At 68.8% G+C, this 25,618-nt stretch carries 23 protein-coding genes; 16 read left to right on the top strand and 7 right to left on the bottom strand.

What is annotated here, in order from left to right:
- From A5701_RS26460 to A5701_RS26435, 6 genes are all read left to right on the top strand, one after another.
- Positions 1–825, top strand: coding sequence for a universal stress protein (locus A5701_RS26460; RefSeq protein ID WP_067761145.1), 825 nt, complete (start codon positions 1–3; stop codon positions 823–825).
- Positions 826–883: 58 nt separating this feature from the next.
- Positions 884–1,555, top strand: coding sequence for a response regulator transcription factor (locus A5701_RS26455; RefSeq protein ID WP_067761143.1), 672 nt, complete (start codon positions 884–886; stop codon positions 1,553–1,555).
- A 184-nt stretch (positions 1,556–1,739) separates the two neighbouring features.
- On the top strand, positions 1,740–3,389 hold the full coding sequence (locus A5701_RS26450; protein ID WP_197499053.1) for a GAF domain-containing sensor histidine kinase: 1,650 nt from the start codon (positions 1,740–1,742) through the stop codon (positions 3,387–3,389).
- Between the two features lie 85 nt (positions 3,390–3,474).
- Positions 3,475–4,002: a GNAT family N-acetyltransferase gene (locus tag A5701_RS26445; protein ID WP_067761139.1), complete on the top strand. Its 528-nt coding sequence runs from the start codon at positions 3,475–3,477 to the stop codon at positions 4,000–4,002.
- A 12-nt stretch (positions 4,003–4,014) separates the two neighbouring features.
- Positions 4,015–4,893 carry a universal stress protein gene (locus tag A5701_RS26440; protein WP_067761137.1) on the top strand — a complete coding sequence of 293 codons (879 nt, stop codon included), beginning with the start codon at positions 4,015–4,017 and terminating at the stop codon, positions 4,891–4,893.
- A 34-nt stretch (positions 4,894–4,927) separates the two neighbouring features.
- Positions 4,928–5,296: an STAS/SEC14 domain-containing protein gene (locus tag A5701_RS26435; protein ID WP_067761135.1), complete on the top strand. Its 369-nt coding sequence runs from the start codon at positions 4,928–4,930 to the stop codon at positions 5,294–5,296.
- Between the two features lie 7 nt (positions 5,297–5,303).
- Here the strand turns inward: A5701_RS26435 and A5701_RS26430 are convergent, their stop codons facing one another.
- Both A5701_RS26430 and otsB read right to left on the bottom strand, forming a co-directional pair.
- Positions 5,304–6,098 carry a universal stress protein gene (locus tag A5701_RS26430; RefSeq protein WP_067761132.1) on the bottom strand — a complete coding sequence of 265 codons (795 nt, stop codon included), beginning with the start codon at positions 6,096–6,098 and terminating at the stop codon, positions 5,304–5,306.
- Positions 6,099–6,218: 120 nt separating this feature from the next.
- On the bottom strand, positions 6,219–9,923 hold the full coding sequence (otsB, locus tag A5701_RS26425) for a trehalose-phosphatase (RefSeq protein WP_231972887.1): 3,705 nt from the start codon (positions 9,921–9,923) through the stop codon (positions 6,219–6,221).
- A gap of 118 nt (positions 9,924–10,041) precedes the next feature.
- Here otsB and A5701_RS26420 point away from each other — a divergent pair, with 118 nt between their 5' ends.
- From A5701_RS26420 to A5701_RS26400, 5 genes are all read left to right on the top strand, one after another.
- A complete protein-coding gene (locus tag A5701_RS26420; protein WP_067761183.1) occupies positions 10,042–10,929 on the top strand; it encodes a universal stress protein in 888 nt (295 codons plus the stop codon).
- A 15-nt stretch (positions 10,930–10,944) separates the two neighbouring features.
- Positions 10,945–12,405 (top strand): bifunctional aminoglycoside phosphotransferase/ATP-binding protein, encoded by a 1,461-nt coding sequence (locus tag A5701_RS26415; protein ID WP_156670280.1) that lies wholly within the window; start codon positions 10,945–10,947, stop codon positions 12,403–12,405.
- Positions 12,406–12,512: 107 nt separating this feature from the next.
- Entirely contained in the window at positions 12,513–13,502 is a 990-nt protein-coding gene (locus A5701_RS26410; protein ID WP_067761127.1) for an NAD(P)H nitroreductase, read from the top strand.
- 50 nt (positions 13,503–13,552) lie between these two features.
- Positions 13,553–14,656 (top strand): 3-oxoacyl-ACP synthase III family protein, encoded by a 1,104-nt coding sequence (locus A5701_RS26405; RefSeq protein ID WP_067761178.1) that lies wholly within the window; start codon positions 13,553–13,555, stop codon positions 14,654–14,656.
- Positions 14,640–15,548 (top strand): 3-oxoacyl-ACP synthase, encoded by a 909-nt coding sequence (locus tag A5701_RS26400; protein WP_067761125.1) that lies wholly within the window; start codon positions 14,640–14,642, stop codon positions 15,546–15,548. The genes A5701_RS26405 and A5701_RS26400 overlap by 17 nt, the downstream gene beginning before the upstream one ends.
- Before the next feature lie 16 nt (positions 15,549–15,564).
- Here A5701_RS26400 and ppsA read toward each other — a convergent pair whose 3' ends face one another.
- Together ppsA and A5701_RS28400 are read right to left on the bottom strand one after the other, a co-directional pair.
- A complete protein-coding gene (gene ppsA / locus A5701_RS26395; RefSeq protein ID WP_067761121.1) occupies positions 15,565–17,985 on the bottom strand; it encodes a phosphoenolpyruvate synthase in 2,421 nt (806 codons plus the stop codon).
- Between the two features lie 25 nt (positions 17,986–18,010).
- Positions 18,011–18,163 (bottom strand): hypothetical protein, encoded by a 153-nt coding sequence (locus A5701_RS28400; RefSeq protein WP_156670279.1) that lies wholly within the window; start codon positions 18,161–18,163, stop codon positions 18,011–18,013.
- A 108-nt stretch (positions 18,164–18,271) separates the two neighbouring features.
- Here A5701_RS28400 and A5701_RS26390 point away from each other — a divergent pair, with 108 nt between their 5' ends.
- Positions 18,272–19,648, top strand: coding sequence for a wax ester/triacylglycerol synthase family O-acyltransferase (locus A5701_RS26390; RefSeq protein WP_067761119.1), 1,377 nt, complete (start codon positions 18,272–18,274; stop codon positions 19,646–19,648).
- Here A5701_RS26390 and A5701_RS26385 read toward each other — a convergent pair.
- The gene (locus A5701_RS26385; RefSeq protein WP_067761117.1) at positions 19,643–20,323 is read right to left on the bottom strand and encodes a PAS and ANTAR domain-containing protein; all 681 of its coding nucleotides are present in this window, start codon (positions 20,321–20,323) and stop codon (positions 19,643–19,645) included. The two genes, A5701_RS26390 and A5701_RS26385, sit on opposite strands and share 6 nt — an antisense overlap.
- Positions 20,324–20,411: 88 nt before the next feature.
- Positions 20,412–20,861, bottom strand: a complete 450-nt coding sequence (locus A5701_RS26380) for an Hsp20/alpha crystallin family protein (protein WP_067761176.1) — start codon at positions 20,859–20,861, stop codon at positions 20,412–20,414.
- A 145-nt stretch (positions 20,862–21,006) separates the two neighbouring features.
- Between A5701_RS26380 and A5701_RS26375 the strand changes: the two genes are divergently transcribed.
- Positions 21,007–21,369 carry a helix-turn-helix transcriptional regulator gene (locus A5701_RS26375; protein WP_067761115.1) on the top strand — a complete coding sequence of 121 codons (363 nt, stop codon included), beginning with the start codon at positions 21,007–21,009 and terminating at the stop codon, positions 21,367–21,369.
- A 73-nt stretch (positions 21,370–21,442) separates the two neighbouring features.
- Positions 21,443–21,976, top strand: a complete 534-nt coding sequence (locus A5701_RS26370) for a DUF1360 domain-containing protein (protein ID WP_067761114.1) — start codon at positions 21,443–21,445, stop codon at positions 21,974–21,976.
- Positions 21,977–21,981: 5 nt separating this feature from the next.
- Here A5701_RS26370 and A5701_RS26365 read toward each other — a convergent pair whose 3' ends face one another.
- A complete protein-coding gene (locus A5701_RS26365) occupies positions 21,982–23,292 on the bottom strand; it encodes an NAD(P)/FAD-dependent oxidoreductase (RefSeq protein ID WP_067761174.1) in 1,311 nt (436 codons plus the stop codon).
- Positions 23,293–23,604: 312 nt separating this feature from the next.
- Between A5701_RS26365 and A5701_RS26360 the strand changes: the two genes are divergently transcribed.
- Both A5701_RS26360 and A5701_RS26355 read left to right on the top strand, forming a co-directional pair.
- The gene (locus tag A5701_RS26360; RefSeq protein WP_067761110.1) at positions 23,605–24,312 is read left to right on the top strand and encodes a GAF and ANTAR domain-containing protein; all 708 of its coding nucleotides are present in this window, start codon (positions 23,605–23,607) and stop codon (positions 24,310–24,312) included.
- Positions 24,313–24,372: 60 nt separating this feature from the next.
- Positions 24,373–25,554: a zinc-dependent alcohol dehydrogenase gene (locus A5701_RS26355; RefSeq protein WP_067761108.1), complete on the top strand. Its 1,182-nt coding sequence runs from the start codon at positions 24,373–24,375 to the stop codon at positions 25,552–25,554.
- Positions 25,555–25,618 lie beyond the last annotated feature (64 nt).

Raw genomic sequence — 25,618 nt, 5'->3', positions numbered from 1 at the left:
ATGACGGAGACCGCCCGAACCGAGTCGGTCGTCGCCGGTATCGATGGTTCCAAGGCGGCGATCCGCGCGGCGCTATGGGCGGTCGACGAGGCGGTGAGTCGTGACGTTCCGCTGCGTCTGCTCTACGCGACCGAGGCCGAAGGCGGCGAACAAACGGCGGAGCTCGCGGTCGGCCAGGCGGTCAGCGCGATCCGCGCCGCGGGCAGGCCGGTGGCGATCGAGACGGAAATCGTCCACGGACCCGCGGTCGGGTCGCTGATTCGTTCGTCGGCGTCGGCGGTGATGGTCTGCGTGGGAGCCGTCGGGCTGCGCCACTTTCAACCGGGCCGGGTCGGCTCCACCGCCGCGGCGCTGGCCGTCTCGGCGCACTGCCCGGTGGCGATCGTCCGCGGCCGCGACGACCACCACCGGCAATCCGGAGGAAAGGCGGTCGTCGAGATCGACGGGTCCCCGGACTCGGTGCTGCTGGACGCGGCCGTCGACGAGGCCCTGTTGCGTGGCGCCGCGCTCCAGGCGGTCGTCTCGCGGCGCACCGCGCAGAGCGAGCATGGCGTGTGGGGCAGCGAGGCCGATCGGCGGGCGCTCGCCGACCTCGATCGCCGGCTCGCCCGCTGGAAGCGAAGCCATCCGCAGCTGCGTGTCGAATCCGTGGCGATCCACGCCGGACTGCTCGAATACCTCGCCGCCCCGGACGGGCCGGTGGGGTTGGTGATCGTCGGCGCCCACAACCGTCGGCACGTGGCCGAACTCGTCGGACCGGTCGGCAGCTCGGTGATGCAGGACGCCCGGTGTTCGCTGTTGGTGGTGAATCAGCAACATTTGTGAACTCGGACGATGATGGATGTGTGATATTGAGGTCATACGACCATCGGAAGGGTTCTTAATGGTCAAGGTTTTCCTGGTCGACGACCACGAGGTCGTCCGGCGCGGTCTCGCCGACCTCCTGGCGTCGGACCCCGAGCTCGAAATCGTCGGCGAGGCGGGTTCCGTCTCCGAGGCGAAGGCGCGTATCCCGGCGCTGCAGCCCGACGTCGCCGTGCTCGACGTGCGGCTTCCCGACGGCAACGGCATCGAGCTGTGCCGGGACCTGGTGTCCGATCACCCCGACCTGCGGTGCCTGATGTTGACGTCCTTCACCTCCGACGAGGCGATGCTGGAGGCCATTCTGGCCGGCGCCAGCGGCTATGTGGTCAAGGACATCAAGGGCATGGAGTTGGCCCACGCCATCAAGGAGGTGGGCGCGGGCAAGTCGCTGCTGGACAACCGCGCCGCGGCCGCGCTGATGGCGAAGCTTCGCGGCGCGGCCGAACGCGAAGACCCGCTGTCCGGCCTCACCGAGCAGGAGCGAACGCTGCTGGGTCTGCTCAGCGAGGGCCTCACCAACAGGCAGATAGCCGCACGGATGTTCCTCGCCGAGAAGACGGTGAAGAACTACGTGTCGCGGCTCCTCGCCAAACTCGGCATGGAGCGCCGGACCCAGGCGGCGGTGTTCGCGTCGAAGCTGGATCAACGGCCCGGCCATTCCCAACCGCCAGCGGACGCGCCTGCCGACTAGCCGGCAACCGCAACACGTCACGTCATCGACGGGAACTCTTCGCTTGGGCGCTTGACAAATTGCGACTACGCTGATTTTGCCATCTGACATTGAGCAAAAGTGTCGTGGAGGTTTTGACGGGTTGAGGAGCGACGACGGCGGCTCGGCATTCGCCGGACTCGGCCAGCGCGGGCTGGTCGGGAGGATGCACGAGCAGCTCGACGAGTTGTTGGCCGCCCGCGACCAGATGGAGCAGTTGCTCCGCGTCATCGTCGAGATCGGTGCGGGCCTCGACCTCGACGCCACGCTGCACCGGATCATCGGCGCCGCCAGGAAGCTGACCTCGGCGCCCTACGGGGCCCTGGCCATCCGCGATCCCGAGGGCAACCTCGTCAGGTTCGTCCACGAGGGAATGGACGCCGACACCGTCTCCCGCATCGGGCACCTGCCGTTCGGCAAGGGCCTGCTGAGCCTGTCGCTGCTGGACACGCCGGCCCTTCGGATGACTGATCTGACCGCCCATCCGGCCGCCGTCGGGTTCCCCGAACACCATCCTCCGATGCGCGCCTTCCTCGCGGTGCCGATCACCATCCGGGGCAACGTGTTCGGCAACCTCTACCTCACCCACGTCGATCCGGTGCGGGTGTTCTCCGAATCCGACGAGGTGGCCGCCCGCGCGCTGGCATTCGCCGCCGCCGTCGCGATCGACAACGCGCAGGTCTTCCAGCGCGAGCGGACGGCCGTCAAGTGGATGGAGGCCAGCCGTGAGATCACGACCGCCCTGCTCTCCAGCGCCGCTCCGCACCGGCGCCCGCTGCAGCTGATCGCCGAACAGGCCCGGGTCCTGACCGACGCCGAACAGGCGATCGTCCTGGTGCCCGGCGATCCCGACCTGCCCGACGACGAGGTCGACACGCTGGTGGTCTCCGCGGCCGTCGGGGTGCACGCCGACGAGGTGGTCGGCCAGCGGGTCCCGGTGGACGCGTCCACCAGCGGCACCGTGTTCCGCTCGGGCGAACCGCTGATCACCGAGACGTTGCAGTACCCGATTCAGGCGTTCACCGACGTCGGGCAGCGCCCGGCGATCCTGATGCCGCTGCGCGCCCGCGACGAGGTCGTCGGTGTCATCGCGATCGCCCGCGGCGCCGACCAGCCGCCGTTCGACGACAGCTACCTCGATCTGGTCAACGACTTCGCCACGCATGCGGCGATGGCGCTGGTGCTCGCGTCGGCCCGCGACGACGCGCGGCAGCTGAGCATCCTGGCCGAGCGCGAGCGCATCGCGCACGATTTGCACGACCACGTCATCCAGCGGCTTTTCGCCGCCGGCATGGACCTGCAGGGAACGCTGGCGCGGGCGCGCTCCCCGGAGGTCGCCGACCGGCTCAACCGCACCCTCGACGACCTGCAGACCATCATCGAGGAGATCCGCACGACGATCTTCCAGCTGAAATCCCCGATGGGTAAGAACGGCGACTTCCGGCGCCGCATCCAACAGGTGGTCGCCGATCTGACCGAGAATCGCGACGTCGTGACCACCGTGCGGATGCACGGACCGATGACCGCCGTCGGCGGAGAGCTTGCCGACCACGCCGAGGCGGTGGCCACGGAAGCCGTCAGCAACGCCCTGCGCCATTCCGGTGGATCGCGCCTGACCGTCGAGATCAGCGTCGCCGACATGTTCGTCCTGGACATCATCGACAACGGCTCCGGCATCCCTGTCGGCAACACGCGCAGCAGCGGCCTGGGCAACATGCGGCGCCGCGCCGAACAACTCGGCGGTGCCTGCGAGATCACCGGCCCCCCGGAGGGTGGCACCCGGGTGCACTGGGTCGCCCCGCTCATCGATCAGTAACGTCGCCCCGGCGGGACCAAAGGGGGGCGGCCCTTGGGCCTAACGGCCCTGCCCGACGGCGCCGCCCCGGACTACCGTCGGGGTCGTGAGTGATCGGTCGGTGGACGCGGCGGAATCTGCTCGGCTGCTCGACGGACGCCTGGTGTCGTTGCGCGCTCTGACCGTTGCCGACGCCGAGGCCGTCTTGGCGCTGCATGAGCAGCTGTCCGACTATGACCGGTACTTCCGCTTCTTCACGCTGCAGCTGTCACCGCTGCATGAGCTCGTCGCGAAGCTGACCGGGCCCGCGGATGGTTTGTACGCGCTGGGCGCCTTCGACGCCGACCGGCTGATCGGCGTGGCGCACTGCGTCGTCGTCGACGATCCGCAGGTGGCCGAGGTGGCGATTGTGGTTGCGCATCAGGATCATTCGGTGGGCGTGGGCACCGCCTTGCTCAAGCACCTGGCCCCGATCGCTCGGGCGCATGGCATCGATCGGTTCGTCGCCGACGTCCTCGAAGAGAACCACCCGATGCTCACGGTCTTCTTCGATCTCGGCTGGCCTTGCCGGCCAATCGATCACGGCTCGGTTCGCCATCTCGAGATCGAGCTGCCCGAATTCGACGGCGTGTAGAGGAGCAGAACAATGACGCAGAGCGCGACGAAATACGGCGTACTGGTGTGTGTCGACGGGTCGGCGGCATCCGACGCCGCCGTGGCCTGGGGGACGCGGGAGGCCCTCATGCGTGATCTGCCCATCACGCTGGTGCACGCGGTTCCCCCCGTCGTGGTCGGATGGCCGGTGGGCCAGCTGTACGCGGACATGCCCGAATGGCAGCACGACAGCGCCCAGCACGTCATCGACCAGGCCCGCAAGACGCTCAACGCCAGCGTCGGCGACTCCGCGCCGCCCGAAATCCACACGGAGACCAGGTATTCAGCCATCGTCCCGGCACTTGTTGAGGCCTCCAAGGATGCCCGGATGATCGTCGCCGGAAGCCAGGGGCTGGGCGCGGTGGGTCGCCTGCTGTTGGGCTCGGTGACCACGGGACTCGTGCACTACGCCCACTGCCCGGTCGCGGTGATTCACTCCGCCGAAGGGTCGGCGCCCGATCCGGCCGCGCCCGTGGTGCTCGGCATCGACGGCTCCCCGGCGTCGGAGGACGCGACCACGCTGGCCTTCGACGAGGCCTCCCGCAGGGGGGTCGGCCTGGTGGCCGTGCACGTCTGGAGCGACGTGGGGGTGTTCCCCATCCTCGGCATGGACTGGCGCGACCGCGAGATCCAGGCGGCCGAAACCCTCGCCGAACGCCTGGCCGGCTGGCACGAGCGGTATCCCGACGTGCGAGTCGAACGGAAACTGTTCTGCGACAAGCCGTCCGAGTGGTTACTCAAGGAATCCGAACGCGCCCAGCTGGTGGTGGTCGGTAGCCGCGGCCGTGGCGGATTCCCCGGAATGTTGCTCGGCTCGGTGAGTTCGGCCGTCGCGCAGTCGGCGCGGGTGCCCGTGTTGGTTGTCCGTTGAGAAGAAGAACCTTGCGCGTGAGGGAGGCTCGCAAATGATCGAACTGTTGCCGAGCATGCCGGAGAAAGTGATCGGCATCCGGGTGTCGGGCCGGCTGCGCGGCGACGAGCTGCGTGACTTCAAGCCCCAGATCGAGCGGGTGCTAGAGACCGGCGAGGTCCGCATCGTCGAGGTGATCGCGCCCGATTACGAGGGATTCGGGCCGGGCGGATTCCTCGAGGACCTCAAGCTGGGCTTGGGCACCGTGCTGCCGCACCACGCGGCGTTCAAGCGGATCGCGGTGGTCTCCGACAAGGACTGGGTCGCCCATGTCCTGCACGCCGTCGCGTGGCTGGTCCCCGGCGAGTTCGCCATCTTCTCATCCGACGAGCTCGACAGCGCCACCGAATGGGCGGCCGGGTAGCTCGCCGTCAGTCACGCACGACGAGCACCGAACACCCCGCGTTTCCGCTCGGGTGCGAGGTGATCGGTCCCACGATCCGGGCGACCTTGTCCGCGTCCTCGCCGCCCACCACCGCGAGCTGAACCGGCTCGGTTGTGTGCGTGAGGAATTCGGCCGCGCCGCGCCTGGCCGCGGCGGGCTGGACGTGCACCTCGCGGTGCTGCGCCACCCAGGGGCCGAGCCGCTGCTCGAGCTGGCTGTAGGGGATCTCGCCGAGGCCCCACCGCCAGACGCCCATCGCCAGGATCGGCGCCTCACGCAGGCGGGCCTCGCGGAAGCCGTGTTCGAGCACGGCGTCGTTGCCGGCCGATTCCCCGACGGCGACGGCGACGAATCCGTCATCCGGCTCGGCGCCACGGCTGCGGATCACGGCCACCGGGCAGTGCGCCTTGTGCGCCAGGGTTTCCGCGGTCGAGCCCAGGACCTTACGCGCCACCCAGCCCGTGCCGACCGAGCCCACGCAAACCATTGCGGCACTGCGTGATTCGTCGATCAGCGCGTCCTCGGATGAGCCGCGCACGATGTCGCACTCGATCTTCACCTGCTGACCCGTGGCCTGAAGCGCCGCATCGGCGGCGCGCAGCGCGGTTTGGGCGTATTGGATGTCCAGGCTGTCGTCGCCGGCGTTCCGCCGGGGGACGGCGTGAATCAGCCGGAGCGGGACGTCACGGCTGACGGCCTCGGCGGCGGCCCACTTGGCCGCATTGATCGCGGCGTCCGAGCCGTCGATACCCACCACGATCCGCTGCTGCGGATTGTTCATCGCGTCCTCCCGGAGACTGGCCAGCGGACCCTGAAGGCCCGGCACTGGTCACGTTATGGGGGCGCGGCGCGGTTCAGCAGGGCCGTTCGGCCCCCGTTCGCGGGCATTGGTCACCTGACCTCAGGCGACCTCGACCGTGCGCCCGGGTAGCAGCTGGTGCACGCGGCCACGGCATTCCACCGTGACCGATGCGCTGTTGCCGGCCTCGGACGTCAGCTCGGCCGCCCGCCCGCTGACCCGCAGGTGCAGCCGTTCGCCGCGATAGACGAACGGAAACTCGATCGGATCCAGCGCCTTCGGCCACTGCGGGCTCAGGATCAACCGGTCGTCGCGGGTCTCCAGTCCGGTGAAACACCGTTGCAGCAGATCGATGCTGCCGGCCATCGCGGCCAGGTGGATACCCTCCGCCGTGGTGCCGCCCTGGATGTCGACGATGTCGGACGCGAGCACCTGCACGAAGTACTTCATGGCGTGGTGCCGGTTGGCGCGGGTGAGCACCCACGAATGGACCAGGGCGCTCAGCGTCGATCCCTCGGAGGTGCGCGCGAGGTAGTAGTCCACCGTCTCAGGGATCCGCTCCGGCGCGAAGCGGTAGCCGAGCCGGCCCAACAGAGCCAGCAACTCGTCCGACGACAGCAGGTAGAACAGCATCAACACGTCGGCCTGCTTGGACGCCTTGTAGTTGTTCACACTGTCGTTCTCGGCCTCCAGGATGCGGTCGAGCCGCTGGATGTTGCCGTAGCGCTGCCGGTATTGGTCCCAATCCAGTTCCGCCAGTTGCGAATAGCCCTCGAACTGGCTGATCACGTTGTCGTGGAACGGAACGAACATGCGCCGCGTCACGTGCTCCCACCGGCCGAGCTCTTCGCTCGTCAGGTCGATCTTGCCGACGAGGTCCAGGCGGTCCCGCAGCGGGAGCAGGTCCAAGGCGTCCATCGCCCGCAGGATGGTCCAGACCGCCATCACGTTGGTGTATGCGTTGTTGTCGATCCCGTCGTATTCCTTGCCCGGATAACCCGAATGGAACTCGTCGGGGCCGACGATGCCCTTGATCGTGTAGCGGCCGCGGGTCTCGTCGAAGCTGGCGAGCCCGACCCAGAAACGCGCGATCTCCACCAGCATCTCGGCGCCGTAGTCGACGAGAAACTGCCGGTCTCCGGTCACCTGGTAGTGCTGCCAGGTGTTGTAGGCGATGGCCAGACCCACGTGGTGCGCCCGGGCGCTGGCATCCGGATTCCAGCGGCCGGACTCCGGGTTCAGGTGCACCTCCTGGCTCACCTCGCGTCCGTCGCTGCCCGACTGCCAGGGGTACATCGCACCCAGATAACCGGCCCGGTGTGCCGCCCGGCGGGCCTCCGGAAGGCGCCGATAACGGTAAATCAGCAGCGAGCGTGCCACATTGGGCATGCGCACGCTCAGCACCGGGGAGACGAACAGCGAGTCCCAGAACACGTGTCCGCGGTAGGCCTCGCCGTGCAGGCCCCTGGCCGGCACACCGGCGTCGAGTTCGGCGGTGTGTGGCGAGAGCGTCTGCAGCAGGTGCACCAGGTGCAACCGCAGGATCCGCAGCGCGTCGGCGCCGTCGGTCAGGCCGATCGCGCATTGTTCCCACAACAGGTCCCAGGCGCGGGCGTGCTGACGATGCAGCTCGGCATACCGGCCGGCGGCATCGAGATGTAGCTGCGCGGTGCTCGCCGGCTCCGATATCGCGTTGTCCCGGCCGGTGAAGACGGCCGCGATCTTTTCGCAGGTGACCGATTGGCCCTCGGCCAACGCCACCTGGATGTCGTGGCCGCCACGGTCGGGCTCGGCCACGACCTTGTACTGGGCGACGGCTCGGGCGTCATCGCACCACACGGTGGTGCGAGCGGCCACCGCGATGGCGATGCGCGACTGCGACGTCTCGGTCCGCAAGATCACCGATTCGTCGGCGAATTCGTCGATAGCCGGTGACGTGAGGTGTCTGCTCGACAGCGAACGGTAGCGCTCGACCATGGTGTTGCCCACGCCGCCGTCCAGCAGGGACCGGAACTCGACGGTGCCCGACCAGTTCTCCGCGACGACCGTCGTCTGCAGGGCGAGCAGATGCGGCTCGTGCATGGATGCGAACCGCTGTTGGGTCATTCTCGTGATCTGGCCCGCACCGTCGGAGAATCGCAGCGTGCGCGTCAGCGTCGCGTGCCGCAGGTCGAATGTCTGCCGGTAGGACAACAATTCGGTGTCGTCGATGTGAAACCACGGCCCGCCGTTGATCCGGAAGGTCAACGGCAACCAGTTGGGCAGATTGACCAGGCTTTCGTTCTCGATCGTCCGGCCGGCGACCCGATCGGCCAGCGTGTTGTAAACCCCGGCCGCATACGTCCCCGGGTAGTGCGCCGCGCTTGCGGTGGCCTCCGGGGCGCAGCCGCGGCTGGCGACGTAGCCGTTGCCGACGGTGCACAGCGTTTCGCGCAGCCGCTCGTAGGTGGGGTCGTAACCCTCATAGACCAGTTCCCACGCGTCGTTGGGTGCGGCGGCGGCCTCGTGCAGATCGTCGGCCAGCCGCCGGACGAAGTCGCGGACGGCGAACGGATCGGCCAGGCTGACGAACGCGGCCGATGGGCGATCCCCATCCTCGTTGTGCCGCACCACAATTCCGACTCCGTCGAATTGGACCGCATCGAAGGCGTCCTCGTCGGTGATGTCGTCGCCTACGTAGATCGGCAACACCGCATCGCCGCCGGTTCCCTGGATTTGTTCGAGGATCCAGTTGAGCGTCGTGCCCTTGTCCCAGTCGAGGCTGGGGCGCAGTTCGATGACCCTGCGACCCATCGTGATCCGCAGCCATTCGGATCGCGCGAGCTTGCGTACCGCCGCGATCACCCCATCGACCCGTTCGGAGTCGACGTGGCGGTAGTGGACCGCGACCGCAAACCTCTTGCGCTCCAAATGGATTCCCGGGACACCGGCGAGCAGCTCCGTCAACCGGTCGGCCGCACGCGCCAGCGCGTCGATGGCGCCGAGGGCGTCGGCGTTGTCGTGGTGGGTCCCGTCCGGTGCGACGAGCTCGAAACCGTGGCTGCCCGCGTACCAGATCCCGTCGACGCGCACGCGGTCGCGAAGATCACCCACCTCGCGTCCGCTGACCACCGCGACGGGGCACTCCGCCGCGAGCGCGCGCAGCGCTTCGGGCGCACCCTCGACCGGTGTGGCGGACGCCGGCTGGGCGACGATCTCGGACAGCGTGCCGTCGAAGTCGAGAAACACCGCCGGCCGCCGGCTGGCCACCAGCTCCTTCAGCTGGCTGTAGACACCCGTCGCGTCCGCGATGGTCGACAACGGGGAGCCCCCGCGCCGCACCGTGATCCCGGCGAAGTCGGCGACGATGGCGTCCGCCCCGAGGGACAGCAACCCGTCTCCACCCCCGTTGCGCTCGAGGCCGATGACGAGCCCGAAGCCGTGGTCCCGGCCCGCCGCGATTCCCCCTTCGTCGCAGTCGACGAGGACGCAACGGACCGGGCGCACCCCCAGGCGCGCCACCGCCACGGTCAGCGCCGCGTCCCCCTGCGCGGCGGACTCGGCCGGGCAGACGGCGACGTCCACCAATTCCTCAATTCCCGCGGCGCGCAACAGGGGTGCGCATTCGCGGCCCGAGGAATAGACGGCGGCGGCGATGCCGGCCTCGCGCAGCCGCCGCAACAGCACGGCGGTCGAATCGCGGGCCTCGACGACGTCCGGCGAGGTCTGTTCGATCACACAGTCGAGCCCGAGGATCACCGCGTCGTGGTAGCGCCCGTCCACGGTGACAGGCCATTCAGTCATTGCTGTGACGATGCCACAGCGCACGCGGCCGTCAAGGCCCGTCGGCGCAGGGGGGCCTCATGGCCATGCGGTTGGTGACTAAAGCCTCATGATCGACGGTCGGTCGCGCCATAGCGTTTTGGGGGAGGAGAGGGAGAACATCATGTCCGCAATGGCAAACCGCCACGGCATCGTCGTCGGAATCGATGGGTCGCCGGCTTCGAACGCCGCCGTCTGTTGGGCGGCCCGTGACGCGGCGATGCGACACGTCCCGCTGACCATCGTCCACATGGTGAACGCGATGGTGCCGATGTATCCGGCCCTTCCCCTGTCGACGGGCGTGGCCGTGTGGCAGGAGGAGCAAGGCCGAGAGGTGCTCGAGCAGGCGGTCAAGATCGCCGAGGACGCCGTCACCACCGACCGCAAGATCGACGTCCGAAGCGAGCTGCGTTGTGCGCCCCCGGTGCCCACGCTGGTCGAGATGTCCAAAGAGGCCGAGATGGTCGTCGTCGGAAGCAACGGACGCGGCGCGGTGGGCAGGCTGCTGCTGGGCTCGGTGAGCAGCAGCGTGGTCCGCGGCGCGCGCTGCCCGGTCGCCGTGATCCGCGACGAGGATCCGCTGATGGAGCACCCTCAGCAGGCGCCGGTGCTCGTGGGCATCGACGGCTCGCCCGCCTCGGAGGTTGCGGTGGCCGTCGCTTTCGACGAGGCGTCGCGTCGCGGAGTCGGGCTGACCGCCCTGCACGCGTGGAGTGACGTCGACGTCTTCGAACTGCCCGGGGTGGACTGGTCGGCGGTGAAGGGGGAAGCCGAGCGGAGCCTGGCCGAACAGCTGGCCGGCTGGCAGGAACGATATCCCGACGTCACCGTGCACCGGGTCGTCGTATCCGACCGGCCCGCGCGGCAGCTCATCGAACAGTCGGAGTCCGCCCAACTCGTCGTCGTGGGCAGCCACGGCAGGGGCGGCCTGTCGGGCGTGTTGCTGGGCTCGGTCAGCAACGCCGTCGTCCACTCGGTCCGCATGCCCGTCATCGTCGCCCGACCGTCGTAGGGTCGCGCCGCCGCCGTGCCGTTTCTCGATGTGCACGAAACCCACACCGGCGTCGTCATTCTCGCCGGCGACCGCGCATACAAAGCCAAGAAGCCGGTGCTGACCGACTTTCTCGACTTCCGCGCGCCGCAGCAGCGCGAGCACGCCTGCCGCCGGGAGGTCGAGCTGAACGGCCGGCTCTCGCCCGACAGCTACCTCGGCGTCGCCCACCTCACCGACCCGCTCGGCGGGCCGGCCGAACCGGTCGTGGTCATGCGGCGCTACCGCGACGAGGACCGCCTCGCGCACCTGGTGGCCCACGACACCGCGGAGTCCGTGCACCGCGTGCTGGACGCGGTCGCGGCCGTGCTGGCCCGCTTCCACGAACGCGCCGAGCGCGGCGAGCGGATCGACGCCCAGGGCGAGGCCGGCGCGATCGAGGGGCGCTGGCGGGAGAACCTGTCCGAATTGGAACGCTATGCGAGCCAGTCGATTCCGGGGGTCGAGGCCGACGACGTCGACCTGCTGCGGCGCCTGGTGGCCCAGTTCGTCGCCGGGCGCTCGCGGCTGTTCGAGCGGCGCATCCGCGAGGGGCGCATCGTCGACGGGCACGGCGACCTGCTCGCCGACGACATCTTCTGGGTCGGTGGCAGCCCCGCGCTGCTGGACTGCCTGGAGTTCGACGACCGGCTGCGCCACGTCGACTGCATCGACGACGCCGCCTTCCTCGCGATGGACCTGGAGTTTTTGGGCCGCAAGGACTTCGGCGACCACTTCCTGAGGCGCTACGCCGAGCACGCGGGTCGGGCGGCGCCACGGGCGCTGGCTGACTTCTACATCGCCTACCGGGCCGGGGTGCGGGCCAAGGTGGACTGCGTCCGGGTTTCGCAGGGCAGCCCAGGCGCGTCCGGCGACGCCGCGCGCCACCTGGCCATCGCCACCCGGCACCTGCAGAGCGGCACCGTTCGGCTGGCGCTCGTCGGCGGCAACCCCGGCACCGGGAAGTCCACCGTGGCGCGCGGGCTGGCCGAATCATTTGACGCTCAGCTTATTTCCACCGACGACGTGCGCCGGGAGCTGAGGGACTCGGGTGCCATCGCCGGTGAGCCCGGCGTGCTGAACGCCGGGCTCTACAGCCCCGACCAGGTGACGGTGGTCTACGAGACCGCGCTGAGCCGCGCGCGGCGGTTGCTGGGCGAGGGGCACTCGGTGATCCTCGACGGCACCTGGCGCGATCCGCGGACGCGCGAGCAGGCTCACCGGCTGGCCACCGAGACGCATTCGGCGCTCGTCGAATTCGTGTGCTCGGCGACGGCCGACGTGGCGGCCGACCGGATCAAGACCAGGCCCGCGGGCACTTCGGAGGTCACCCCGGAGATCGCCGCCGCCCTGGCCGCCGGGCATGCCGACTGGGTCGGCGCGCACCGGATCGACACCTCGCGGCGCCCCGACCTCGTCGCCCGCGAGGCGCACGACCTCTGGGCGCGCACGACATAACGCCCTCGGCAGGTGCCAACGTCCCGGCCGTCGGGGACCAACGGCCCTGCCCGCACCCGCGCACGGCGCATACAGTTTGCCTCACCGAAGTCGACGAAACGGTGGACATGGACGCGAAAGTGCCGACCGAGCAGGTCATCCGGGACGCGGTGACCCTCGCGTGCCGCGCGCCTTCGCTGCACAACAGCCAGCCCTGGCGGTGGGTCGCCGACGGCACGAGGCTGCACCTGTGGGCCGACCCGCACCACGCGATGCACGCCACCGACCACACCGGCCGGGAGCTGATCCTGAGCTGCGGGGCCGCCCTCGACCACCTAAGGGTCGCCATGGCCGCCGCGGGCTGGGAAAGCGTCACCGAACGGTTCCCCACCGAGGGCAGGCCGGATCACCTCGCGAGCGTGGGCTTTCTGCCCGTGGAGAACGTGACGCCGCAGCGCCGGCTGCGGGCCGAAGCCATCCTTCGCCGCCGCACCGACCGGCTGCCCCTGGGCGCACCGGCCGCGTGGCCCACGCTGCATGCGGCCCTGATCCGCGCGGTGACACCATACGACGTTTCACTGGACGTGGTCGACGACGACGAGCGGCCGAGGCTGGCTGAGGCGTCGCGGCTCACCGAGCAGCTGCGCCGAAGCGACACCTCCTATCTGACCGAATTACGTTGGTGGACATCACCCTTCGAAGCGAACGCCGAACACGTGCCCGAAAGCGCTCTGCTGTCCAGTTCCGAGGCCGCGCGCGTCGACATCGCCCGCGCGTTCCCGCCGGCGGGTGGGGGCCGCCGCCGCGCCTCCATCGAGGCGGACCACTCCAAGATCGTGGTCCTGTCCACCCGTCACGACGATGCGCCGACCGAGGTGCTGCGCTGCGGTGAGGCGCTGTCGGCGGTGCTGCTCGAATGCACTGTGGCCGGCATGGCCACCTGCACGTTGACCCACATGACGGAGATGTCGCAGAGCCGCGACATCATCAGGCAGATCACCGGCGGTTCCGGCCAGCCGCAGCTGCTGATCCGGGTCGGCCGGTCACCGGCCGGGGACCCACACGCGAAACCCACCGCCCGGCGTCCGGTGACCGAGGTCCTCGAGATGCGTGGGTGACCGGACATGCCCAGGACCACCGCAAGGACGAAGCCAAGGAGGTGTCATCGATGACTCGGCACTGGCTGGTGATGGAAACGAACGGGGAGGGCGGTGAGGCTCCCTTCGTCGCGCGAGTCGCGGGCGCGGGCCGGCATCTGCCCGGCACCCACCTGACGACCGACGAGCTGATGGCATCCACCCGCCACCGCACCCACATCGACCTGGAACGGCTGACCGGGATCCGCGAACGCCGGGTGTCGGTGGGCGATGAGGATTCCTACACCCTGGCCAGTTCGGCGGCGCTGAACTGCCTGGCCACCGCGCAGCAGGATCCGGCGGCGCTGGACGTGGTGATCAGCTGCAGCATCACCAAGTTCCGCGACGGGCTGACCCAGTGGCTCGAGCCGACCATGAGCAGCGCCGTGGCGCGCGGGATCGGGGCGGTGAACGCGATGACGTTCGACGTGTCCAACGCGTGCGCCGGAATGCTCACGGGCGTAACGATCTTGAACAACTGGATTCGCCAGGGCGTCGTCGAGCGCGGGCTCGTCGTCAGCGGTGAGTACATCTCGCAGCTCTCCAACAATGCCGCCCGGCACATCCGCAACATCATGAGCAAGGAGCTGGCCTGCCTGACCCTGGGCGATGCCGGCGCGGCGCTGCTGCTGGAGCGGGCGCCGGCCGGTTCGGCCGGCATCGCGCTGGCGGGCTTCACCACCGTGGCCGACTACAGCCGGCTCTGCCTGGCGTATCCGCAGGGCGACGACCCGGGCGCGCGCATGTTCACCAACTCCCGCGCCATCCAGAAGGCCGCGATAGCCAACACTCCGCTGCTGCTGAGCGAAGTGCTTGACACCGTTGGCCTTTCGATCCACGACATCGATCACGTCATCACCCACCAGACGTCCGCGCGCGCGATCCGCAAGGGAATGGCCCGGATGTCGGAAGTGTTCGGCGACAGCCCGCGCCACGACGCGGTGATCACCGTCGACCGCTACGGTAACACCGCCTCGACGACCCACACGGTGGCGCTCGTCGAGGAACTCGAGGCCGGGCGAATCAAGCCGGGAGAGCGAATCGCGTTGCTGGCGTTGGCCTCCGGGCTGGAAATCGGTGTGGTCTTGTTGACCCTGGACGAGGATGTGGTGAGCCGCTATGGGCACGGTGATTGATCGGATCGACGTCTCGCACCCGCGGCTGCGCGGGCGCCACAGCGCGTTGCACCTGGCCGTCGTCGCCGCCAAGGACTGCCTGAAGCGGGCCGGATGCGAGGCGAAAGACCTCGACCTCGTCATCAACGCAGGCATTTACCGCGACCGCAACCTCGGTGAGCCGGCGCTCGCCGCGCTGATCCAGGACGACATCGGCGCCAACCCGGAGGATCCGCACGCAGGCGCCCACGGCACGTTCTCCTTCGACATCGCCAACGGCACGTGCGGGCTCCTGACTGCGCTGCAGATCGTCGACGGCTTCATGCGCAGCCGCGCCATCCGGCGCGCGCTGGTGGTCGCCAGCGACGCCGACCCCGGCCACGGGATGAGCGAGCACTTCGGATTCTCGGGCGCCGGCGCGGCGATGCTGTGTGGTTGGTCCGACGGCGACTACGGCCTCAGCCGGGTGTCCTGGGTGAACGACCACAGCGAAAATGGTGACGAAACCTTCAGCGCTACAGTTGGTTTCGCCGACTCACGCAACGTCCTGCGGTTTTCCGAGTCGGCGGCGATGGACGAGCGGTTCGCCGCGGCGGCCGGTCGGGCGGTGTCGGCGTGCCTTGCCGAGCAATCGGTGCGCCTGTCCGACGTCGACGCGATCGTCGCCGCCCCCGCCCGTCCCGGATACCGCGCCGCGCTGGGCGCCCGGCTGGGCGTGCCGGTCGAGGAGATCAGCGTCGCCGACGACGAACACATGCACACCGCCGCCCTGGCCGCCGCGTTCGGAGCGCGGGCCGAGCGGTTGCCGTCGGGAGCGCGGGTCCTGTTCGTCGCGGCCGGGGCCGACGTCGTCGCCGGCGCCGCCCTCTATCGCCAGCCACCGCGGGACGCCTCAAGCGCCACGCTGGCGTGACGCTCGAGCTCCTGCGTCACGCTGGCGTGACGCTCGGCCGTTGCACCGCACGCTCGAGGTCCAGGATCTGCCGGGTGGTCTTGACCACCACGTCGGGGTTCAGGCTGATCGAGTCGATGCCGCAGCGAACCAGGAACTCGGCCATGTCGGGGTAGTCCGACGGCGCCTGACCGCACAACCCGGAGTGAATCCCGTTGCGGCGGCAGCCCTCCACGGCCAGACGGATCATCTCTTTGACTCCCGCGTCGCGTTCGTCGTAGTCGAAGGCCACGATCTCGCTGTCCCGGTCGACCCCGAGGGTCAGCTGGGTGAGGTCGTTGGATCCGATGGAGAACCCGTCGAAGCGCTTGGCGAACTCGTCGATGAGGATGACGTTGTTGGGGATCTCGCACATCGCGTACACCTTGAGCCCGTTCTCCCCGCGGCGCAGACCGTGTTTGGCCATCTCGGCCAGGACCAGGTCCGCCTCGGCCACCCGGCGCACGAACGGCACCATCAGCACGACGTTGGTCAGCCCCATCTGTTCGCGCACCCGCTTCATCGCCCGGCACTCCAGCGCGAATCCCTCGGCATAGGCCGGGTGCGCGTAGCGCGAGGCGCCGCGGAAGCCGATCATCGGGTTGCTCTCGGCCGCTTCGAAGCCGCTGCCGCCGACCAGGCTGGCGTACTCGTTGGTCTTGAAGTCCGACATCCGCACGACGACGGGCTTGGGCCAGAAGGCGGCGGCGATGGTGCCGATCCCTTCCGACAGGCGCTCGACGAAGAATTCGGCGCCGTCGGAATAGGCGTAAGTCAGCGTGTCGATCGTACGCCGGGCCTCGGGGTCGTCCACCCGGTCGGGGTGGAGCAGGGCCAGCGGGTGCACCCGGATGTACTCGTTGATGATGAACTCCATCCGGGCCAGTCCCACGCCGTCGTTCGGCAGGAACGACGTCTTGAACGCCAGGTCCGGGTTGCCGAGGTTGAGCATGATCTCGGTCTGCGGGCGCTCCTGATCGGACAGCTCGGTGTGGTCGACGCGAAAGCCCAACTCGCCGCGGTAGACCCGCCCCGTGTCGCCCTCCACGCACGACACCGTGACGAGCTCGCCGTCGGGCACGGTCGTGGTGGCGTTCCCCGCGCCGACGACGGCGGGAATGCCGAGCTCGCGGGCGATGATCGCCGCGTGGCAGGTGCGCCCGCCGCGGTTGGTGACGATGGCCGCCGCGATCTTCATGATCGGTTCCCAGTCGGGCGTGGTGATGTCGGCGACCAGCACGTCGCCGGGCTGGAACTCCGACAGCTTCCCGAGGTTGTCCATCCGCCTGGCGATGCCCGTGGCGACCTTCTCGCCGACCGAGCGGCCCTCGGCGAGCACCTCCTTGCGTTCGGCGCCCTTGCCCTCGAGCACGTAGCTTTCGATCATCGTCTGGCTGCGCTGGGAGGCCGCGGTTTCGGGGCGCGCCTGGACGATGTAGATCCGCCCGTCGAGACCGTCCTTGGCCCATTCGATGTCCATCGGCCGCCCGTAGTGGCCCTCGATGGCGCAGGCGTAGCCGGCCAGCTCGAGGACGTCGTCGTCGGTGACGCAGAACCGGGCCCGGTCGGCCTTCGGCGTGGGGATGTTGCGCGTGGTGTTCTTCGTCTCGCCCTCGACGAAGATCATCTTGACCGCCTTGTCCCCGATCAGCCGGCGCAGCACCGCCCGGTGGCCGGCCTGATACGTCGGCTTGTGCACGTAGAACTCGTCGGGGTCGACGGCGCCCTGGACCACGTTCTCGCCGAGCCCGTAGGCGCCGGTGATGAATACGACGTCGTGGAAGCCGGATTCGGTGTCCAGGGTGAACATCACCCCGGACGAGGCGAGGTCGGAGCGCACCATCTTCATGACGCCGATCGACAGCGCCACCTTGAAGTGGTCGAAGTCCTGGTCGATCCGGTAGTGGATGGCCCGGTCGGTGAACAGGCTCGCGAAACACCGGCGGCAGGCGTCCAGCAGGCTCTCGGTGCCCTTGATGTTGAGGAAGGTCTCCTGCTGGCCGGCGAAGCTGGCGGTCGGCAGGTCTTCGGCGGTCGCCGAGCTGCGCACGGCCAGGCTGACGTCTTCGCCGTATTCCTCCTGCAGCTGCCGGTAGGCGGCGGTGATCTCGGCGGCGAGTTCCGGGGGAAGCCCTGCGCCGTAGACGATTTCGCGGGCCCGCTTGCCCTTGCGGGCCAGCGCGGTGACGTCGTCGGGGTCGAGGTCGTCGAGCGCGGCGTGCAGCGCGTCCCAGGCGCCGGCGCTGTCCAGCATGTGCCGGTAGGCCTCGGCGGTGATCGCGAACCCATGCGGGACCCGCACGCCCTGTCCGGTGAGCTTCTGGAACATCTCGCCGAGCGAGGCGTTCTTCCCGCCGACGAGCGGGACGTCGGAGATGCCGATCTCTTCGAAGAAGCGGACGTAGGTGAAATCGCTCATGGTGTTCTTCCTTCGGTGGGTTGCATCAGTGCGCTTCGTCGATGCGGCAGGCGTGGACCGGGCGGCGGTCGCGGGCCGAGCCCATGCGCGGCCGCGCGTGCAGAAGGGCGGGCGGCGCGGTGAGGCCGGGGCGGGCGGCGAAAGCATCTGCCTCGCTGCTCAATTGATCTCCCGTCACCCGCCTCACGATATGCCCGGGGGCACGAGGCCACAGCCGCCGTTTGGCCTCAGTACTTGGGGACTTACGGCCCTGCCAGCAGCGCATTGCGGCGCGGAAAGTAGCACCATGGAGCAATTGACCGCCCTGGATGCCGGTTTCCTGGAGGTCGAGGATTCCGATCCGCACGTGAGCCTCGCGGTCGGCGGGGTGTCGATCGTGGAGGGGCCGGCCCCGACGTACGAGGAGTTCTTCGCGTCGTTCGCCGAACGGGTCGCGACGATCCCGCGGTGCCGGCAGGTGCTGCGGACCCATCCGCTCGACCTGCGCCCGCCGAACTGGGTGGATGACCCGCACTTCGACCTCGCGCGCCATCTGCACCGCATCGCGCTGCCACATCCCGGTGGTGACGCGGAGCTGTTCGAGTTGATCGCGTCGCTGATGGAGCGCCGGCTCGATCGCGAGCGCCCGCTGTGGGAGTGCTGGATCATCGAGGGGCTCAGCCGAAATCGATGGGCGGTGCTGACCAAGATTCACCACTGCATCGCCGACGGCATCGCCACCACGCAGCTGCTGTCGAAGTTCAGCGACGACGGCGACGGCGACACGTTCGCCGCCGACGTCGGCGCTGCCAGGTTGTCGGCCCGGTCGGGGCCCGCCAAGGTGAACCTCAACCCGTTGAGCTGGGCGAGCGGTATCGGCCGCAGCGCGTTCGCTGCGGTGACCGCGGCGGAACACGCGGCGATCGGCGCGGCCGAGCTCGCGGCGGGGCTGCTGCATCCCGCCCCCGATTCGTCGCTGCACGGGCCGGTGACCACGATGCGGCGGTACAGCGCGGCCCGCGCCCGGTTGACCGACATGCACAAGGTGGCCCGGGCCTTCGGGGTCACGCTGAATGACGTTGCGCTGGCGGCGATCACCAACAGTTACCGCGGTGTCTTGCTGGCGCGCGGGGAGCGCCCGGGCCGCGACTCGCTGCGCACCCTCGTGCCGGTTTCGGTCCGCGCCGTGGACCACTTCAACGTCGCGGGCAACCGGGTGTCGGCAATGCTGCCGTTGTTGCCGGTCGACGAGGAGGACCCGGTGCGGCAGCTCAAGCTGGTGCACGATCGACTCAGCCACGCCAAAGCCAGCGGGCAGAGCGAGGGTGGCAGCGCAATGGTGGTGGCGGCCAAGCGCACCCCATTCGCGCTGTCCGCGTGGGCCATTCGCCTGCTCTCGCGGATACCCCAGCGGGCGGTGGTGGCGTTGGCGACCAACGTGCCCGGTCCACGGAGCCGGCAGCGGCTGATGGGCCGCCGGGTGCTGGAGTTGTTGCCGATCCCGCCGATCGCCCTACAGGTGCGCACCGGCGTCGCGATGCTCAGCTACGCCGACACGTTCGTTTTCGGCATCACCGCCGATTACGACACCGCACCCGACATCGATGCGCTCGCCGCCGGCATCGAGGAGGGCATGGCGCAACTGTTGGCGGCCGCCCGCAAGAGGCGCCGCAAGTCGTCATGACCGGCTGCGTTGGGCGGCGCGCTCGTGCGCGGTCAACAACAGATGGTCGAATTCCGATCGGGCGTCGAGGCGCCCTCCGGCGCCGCGGAAGTCCTCGGCGATCTGCTCGGCAAGCGGCCGCAGCTTGATATTGGCCTCCTGCGAAAGCCATTTGAGCAACTCGAAGGCCGCGTTGGCGTCGATGCCGTAGACCAGCATCAGCATGCCCTTGGCCTGTTCGATGCCGGCCCGGTTCTCGTTGATCTCGGCCAGCCTGGCGCTGACCAGCTCCTCATCCGGCCGTCCGGTCGCCGGGGAGACGTCGATGTAGAACCCGTGCGTGCCGGCCACATCCCCGTCGTCGTCGAAGAACCGGTCACCCACGACGACGACGTGGCGCACGTTGCCGCCGGTGTCGACGATCCGGTGGCGGGTGCTGAACGCCTGGCGGGTGTTCACGATCTGGTCGATGGTGGCCGCGACCTGGCCGCGATCGTCCGGGTGCTTGTGCGAGAGCACCAGTTCGGTGGTGGGCGTGACGGTGCCCGGCTCGTAGCCGTGTATCCGCTGCACCTGCTCCGACCACTCCCAGCGCTGATCGGTGAAATAGAAGCGGAACCAGCCGGCCGGTTGCGCGGAGCCACCGGCCAACGCCCGTTCGACGTCAACCGTTTGACCGTCGAGTTCCCACTTCATCTCGCACCCGGCTTTCCTGCCGTTGGGCCGGCGATGGGCGGCGGCCCGTGTCTGCTACCCGGAATCGAGCCGCCGCCCAGCCGGGCGATCAGGCGTTGATGACCTCGCGGTGCGAGGCGTTCTCGTCGATGGCCGTCTGCGTGTCGCCCCGGCCGACGGTGATCTTGCGCGGCTTGGCACGTTCGGCCACCGGAATACGCAGGCGCAGAACGCCTTCCCGGTAGGACGCCTCGATCTTGTCGGTGTCGAGGTTGTCGCCGAGAACCAGCTGCCGGCTGAACACGCCCCGGGGGCGCTCGGTGGCGAGCATCTCCCGGTTGGGGTCCAGGGCAGGCCGCTCGGCCCGCACGGTCACGACGTTGCGCTCGATGTCGATGTCGAGCGAGTCGGCGTTGATGCCGGGCAGGTCGAACTCGACGACGAACTCCTCGCCCTGGCGCCAGGCGTCCATCGGCATCACCGCAGGCCGGGCGGCGGTGCCGAACACTTGGTGGGCGAAGCGGTCGAGGTCACGGAACGGATCGGTACGCATCAGCATGGTGGTCACCTCTCACTCCAATCTAGGCTGTGGTCTGGCAATTACCTATGTCCAATGACATAGATTTGATATAGCACTATCGACACAATGGCGCAAGTGTGATAGATAGATTTTCTGAGCCCGTGAGTTCTGGGGGAGACGCGTGATGACCGACCAACGCAGCGATTTCGGCGCCCCGGCGCCCGATCACGGCGTATACGGCATCTCGGTGGCCGCCGAACTTTCCGGCATCGCGGTGCAGTCGTTGCGCCTGTACGAGCGGTACGGGCTGGTCACGCCGGCGCGAAGCGATGGAGGGACGCGGCGTTACAGCGCCGACGACCTGACCAGGCTCAAGCGCATCAGCGAGCTGGTCGACGCCGGCGTCAACCTGGCCGGCATCGCGCGGATCCTGGAGCTCGAGGACCACAACGCGACGCTCTCGGCGGCCAATACCGACCTGCAGTCCACCAACCGGACGCTGCGCAAGGCCGCGAAAAACGGGGGGTCCGCGCGCCAGGACGCGTGAGGCGCCCGCCGTCCGCCGATTGCGTTCACCGACATCGGGTACCCAGCCAGCTGTCCCTAGTGAAGGAGCGGCAATGGCAGAGGTGGCGGAGGCCAAGGCCCAGGTGGTCGACGAAGCGCGGCGCGAAGCGGACGAGTACCGGGGCGACGAGCCGCGGCCGCTGGGCGGCTACCTCGTGGTGCTGGCGATCTACGGCGCCGTGGTGGGGGTCGCGACCGTGGCCGCGCTGCTCACCGGGCGCACGTTGCCGACGCGCTGGCGCATCCAGGACCTGGTCACGGTGACCCTCGGCACCCACAAGCTCTCGCGCACCCTGACCAAGGACGCGGTGACGAGCCCGTTGCGGGCGCCCTTCACCCGCTTCGCCGGCAGCGGCGGCCCGGCGGAGGTCATGGAGGAGGTTCGGGACGAAAGCCCGCTTCGGCACAGCCTGGGGGAGTTGCTGACCTGCCCGTTCTGCCTGGACATGTGGGTGGCGACCGGCTTCGCGATCGGCCTGGTGTTCGCGCCGCGGTTCACCCGCCTGGTGGCGGGCGTCTTCACCGTGTTGACCGGCGCCGACTTCCTGCAGCTCGCCTACGCCAGGGCGCAGCAGGCGGCCGGCTGAGGGGTTCAGCCGGTCTTCGGCATGGGGATGCCCTCGCTGGCCGCGAATTGCGCGTCCTCCTCGGACGCCAGCCCGATGGACACCACCGACCGGTCGAACAGCAGGTCCGTCAGGTAGGCCAGTGACACCGCCCATCGGTTGACCCCCCGCGGAATCGCGTACAGGTGATAGGACCGGGTGACGAATTTCGCGGGCAGCCCGGACAGGTGGATGTTCAGCGGGTTGGCCACCGCCTGCCACGGTCCCAGGTCGACCACCAGACCCAGATTGCGGTGCTTGTACTCCTTGGGGCTGCCGTACCCGAGGCTGGCCGCCACGTTGCGGGCCAGCACCTTGCCCTGCCGGGTCGCGTGCTGGGCGGTCGGCGGCGTGATCTTGCCGGGCTGGGTCAGGTCGGGAACCGCGGCGGCGTCACCGGCCGCAAACACGTCCGGCTGCTCCGGCACGCGCAGATCCGCACCGACTTTGAGCCGGCCCCGCTCGGTCGGCAAGCCCAGCTCCTGGACCAGCGGTGCACCGGTGACACCGGTCACCCACGCGATCGTGCGGGTCTCGATGCGCGAATCATCGCTGAGCACAACGTGATCGGCGTGCGCCTCCTTGAGCGTCACGCCGAGCCGGACGTCGATGCCGCGCCGGCGAAGTACCTTCTGCGCGGCGTCACCCAGTTTCTTGCCCACTTCCGGCATCACCTGCTCCGCCAGGTCGAGGAGCAAGAACTTGACGTCGGCGGGATCGAACCGCATCTGCTTGGCCGCCGCGTCGGCCAGCGCCCGCAGCTGCGCCACCAGCTCGGTGCCCGAATAGGAGGCGCCGACCACGACGACCGTGCGCCGGGCCGCCGCCACCCGCGGGTCGTCCTCGATGTTGGCCAGCTCGAGCTGCTCCACGAAATGGTCTCGCAGGTAAAGGGCCTCGGCGGTGGTCTTCAACCCGCGCGCGCAGGTTGCCAGCCCCGGCACGTCGAACAACCGCGTCACCGAACCCGGCGTGAGCACCAGCCGGTCCCAGGACATGGTGTGGTTGCGTTCCTCGGGATCGCACCACGTCAGCGTCCGCCGATCGAAGTCCACGCCGTCCACGCGCCCGCGTACCGCGTGCACACCCTTGAGGCTGTTGGCCAGCGGGACCGCGACGAAGCGGGCGTCCACGACCCCGCCGGCGACGTCCGGCAGCAACGGTGTGTAGAGCATGTAATCCACCGGGGAGATGATCGTGATGTCCACCTGCTCGCGCCGTCGCCGCAGAATGCGTGCCAGACGGTGCGCGCAGGTGAATCCGGTGAAGCCGCTGCCAACGATCACGATTGAGGTCACCAAGCCGAGTGTAGGACGGCGTCCCGCGAAGATCCGGGGCGTCGCCGCGCGAACGTCGACGACCGCGACGAAAACTGTTCAATGCCAACGTGTTACGTGCAGGCAAACCTGGTGAAGGTTATTCGCACGGTGGTCGCCGAGCGCCGCCGCTTGGTTGCGCTTCGTATTCTGGCACCTAGACTTCGTTTTGTGGGTTGACGCACCGAATTTCCATTCGCACGCTTGAATGAGCGAGGCGTGGCCCTCGGCACTCGGCCTGCGCGGATTCGTTGCCGGGGGCCGCCAAAGGGCAGGCCATCGAAAGGGGGTGCTGTGCAAGACGGCAGTGCGGCGGTGGTCACCCAGCTGGCCGAACTGGTGTCCAGCCTCGAGCGCCGGGAAAGCAATACCACCGCGGGCCTGAATCAACTCATCGACAACGGCGTCCTGCACGTGGCGGGTTGCCAGTACGCCGGCATCACGCTGGCCGAGCGGAGCAAGTCCGTCATCAACGTGGCCGCGACGCATCGTTACCCGATCCTGCTGGACGCCATCCAGAACCGCTACGGCGAGGGACCGTGCCTGGATGCCGCCTGGCGGCACCACCTGATGCACGTCGAAGACCTCGCCGAGGACCAACGATGGCCGCGGTATCGGCGGTACGCGATCGAGCAGACGCCGATCCGGTCCATCCTGTCCTACGAATTGTTCGTGGGCCACGGCACGATGGCCGCGCTGAACTTCTACTCCGACTCCCCGTACGCGTTTCACGACGACTCCGTGGAGTTGGGCGCCGTCTTTGCCACACACGTCGCGCTGGCGTGGTCGATGTTGCGCCGGCAAGACCAATTTCGCAGTGCCCTGGCGTCGCGGGACATGATCGGTCAGGCCAAGGGAATCATCATGGAGCGGTTCAATCTGGACGCCGTCGAGGCTTTCGAGCTGCTCACCCGGCTGTCGCAGAAATCCAACACCCGGCTCACCGACATCGCGAAGTCGCTGATCGACAACGAGCATCCCCTCAAGCGTCCGCACCGCTGACGCGCTGCGACGAGGGGCCGCGGCGTTTCGGCCCGCGCCGAGCGGGTATGTGCCACGCGCATGAAGGCTGTTACGTGGCACGGGAAGCGCGATGTGCGGGTGGAGTCGGTTCCAGACCCGAAGATCGAGAAGCCCTCCGACGCCATCATCGAAGTCACCTCGACCAACATCTGCGGGTCGGACCTGCACCTGTACGAGATTCTCGGGGCGTTCATGAAACCCGGGGACATCCTCGGTCACGAACCCATGGGTATCGTGCGCGAGGTCGGTGGCGAAACCGGTGACCTGCGGGTCGGCGACCGGGTGGTCATCCCGTTCCAAATCTCCTGCGGCAGTTGCTACATGTGCGACCAGCAGCTCTACACCCAGTGCGAGACCACCCAGGTGCGCGAGCAGGGCATGGGAGCTGCGCTATTCGGCTACTCGGAGCTCTACGGCGAGGTCCCCGGCGGGCAAGCCGAACTGCTGCGCGTCCCGCAAGCGCAGTTCACCCACATCAAAGTCCCTGTGGGCCCGCCGGATTCGCGATTCGTCTACCTGTCCGACGTGCTGCCCACCGCCTGGCAGGCGGTGGCCTACGCCGACATCCCCGACGGCGGGACGGTCACCGTGCTCGGCCTGGGCCCCATCGGTGACATGGCCGCGCGCATCGCCGACCACCTCGGCTATCGGGTGATCGCGGTCGACCTGGTGGCCGAGCGCCTGGGCCGCGCCGCGCAGCGGGGCATCCACACCATCGACCTGGGGCGACTCGACTGCTCGCTGGGGGACGCGATCCGGGACCTGACCGACGGGCGGGGTTCCGACTCCGTCATCGACGCGGTCGGCATGGAAGCGCACGGATCCCCGGCGGCCAAGTTCGCCCAGCAGGCCACCGGCATGCTGCCGGACTTCATCGGCAAGCGGCTGATGCAGACCGCCGGCGTGGACCGGCTAAGCGCGCTCTACTCCGCCATCGACATCGTCCGCCGCGGTGGGACGATATCGCTGATCGGTGTGTACGGCGGGATGGCCGACCCCCTGCCGATGCTGACGCTGTTCGACAAGCAGGTGACCCTGCGGATGGGCCAGGCCAACGTCAAGCGGTGGGTGGACGACATCATGCCGCTGCTGACCGACGACGACCCGCTGGGCGTCGACACGTTCGCCTCCCACGTGCTGCCCCTGGACCAGGCCCCGCACGCCTACGAGATCTTCCAGAAGAAGCAGGACGGGGCGGTGAAGGTCATGTTACGGCCCTGAAAATCGTTTTGCTGCAAGGCCTTCCGAACCACCGTTTGGGGGAGGCCCCGGTAGGGTATTGATT

Source organism: Mycobacterium sp. E3305, assembly GCF_001666785.1.
GTDB lineage: Bacteria > Actinomycetota > Actinomycetes > Mycobacteriales > Mycobacteriaceae > Mycobacterium.
This window is presented reverse-complemented; position numbering and strand designations above follow the sequence as displayed.